Genomic DNA, 920 nt, shown 5'->3' on the forward strand with positions numbered 1-920 from the left:
GGTCGACGTGGCCCATGATGGCCACAACCGGTGCACGGGCTTCGGTCGCGTCGCTGTCGTCGGTTTCCGACAGGAAGCCTTCTTCAACGTCGGAGTCCGACACGCGCTTGACGGCCATGCCGTATTCCGAGGCCACCAGTTCGGCGGTATCGGAATCGATCACATCGTTGATCTTCATCATCAGGCCCTGACGCATCAGGAATTTGATGATGTCGACGCCGCGCACAGCCATACGGTTGGCCAGTTCGCCCACGGTGATGACGTCAGGGATGACGACTTCACGCGGACGGTTCGGCGCGTCGGTCGACGAGCCTTTACGCTTTTCTTTTTCACGTTCACGGGCGCGGCGGACCGAAGCCAGCGAACGCATACGTTCGACGGCATCCTCGTCGCCACCGGCAACCGAATGAATGGTCAGGCGGCCTTCGCGACGCTTCGGCTCACCACGGGTGCGGCTGACAGCCTTGCCCGGAGCATTTTCACCGAAACGCTTCTCGCGGTCGTCACCACCACGGTCCGGACGGCTGAAACCAGCGCCGGTACGGGCGGGACGGGCCACTTCCGGCTGTGCCGGCGGTTGGTTCGGAGCCGGACGGGCACCCGGGCCGGTACGCGGACCCTTGGCCGCACCCGGAGCCGGACGCGGGTTCAGAGCCGAATAGCGAACGGTCTGAGCCGGACGGTTCGGACGGTCACCGCCCTCTGCGCCACGGTTCTGACCCTGCGGGCGGCCACCCTGCGGACGGGCACCTTGCGGACGCTCGGGACGTTCCGAACGCTCGGGACGATCGCCTTGCGGACGCTCACCGCCGCCCATGGCTTGTTCGCGGGCCGAACGACCACCCAGACCACCTTGAGCCGGTGCACGACCGGTCGGGATCTTGGGCGCACGTTGGCCGAAATTCACTTGCGGACGGGGC

Annotated in this window: 1 protein-coding gene (running past one end of the window); it reads right to left on the minus strand. The window is 66.2% G+C overall.

What is annotated here, in order from left to right; all coding sequences use genetic code 11:
- Positions 1-817 carry the beginning of a translation initiation factor IF-2 gene (gene infB, locus B3B04_RS02810; RefSeq protein ID WP_422653062.1) on the minus strand. It extends 1,418 nt beyond the left edge of the window, so the window shows 817 of its 2,235 coding nt (coding positions 1-817); the start codon lies at positions 815-817; its stop codon lies off the left edge, out of view.
- Positions 818-920 lie beyond the last annotated feature (103 nt).

Source organism: Brevundimonas sp. UBA5713 (assembly GCF_002419815.1).
Taxonomy (GTDB): Bacteria; Pseudomonadota; Alphaproteobacteria; order Caulobacterales; family Caulobacteraceae; genus Brevundimonas.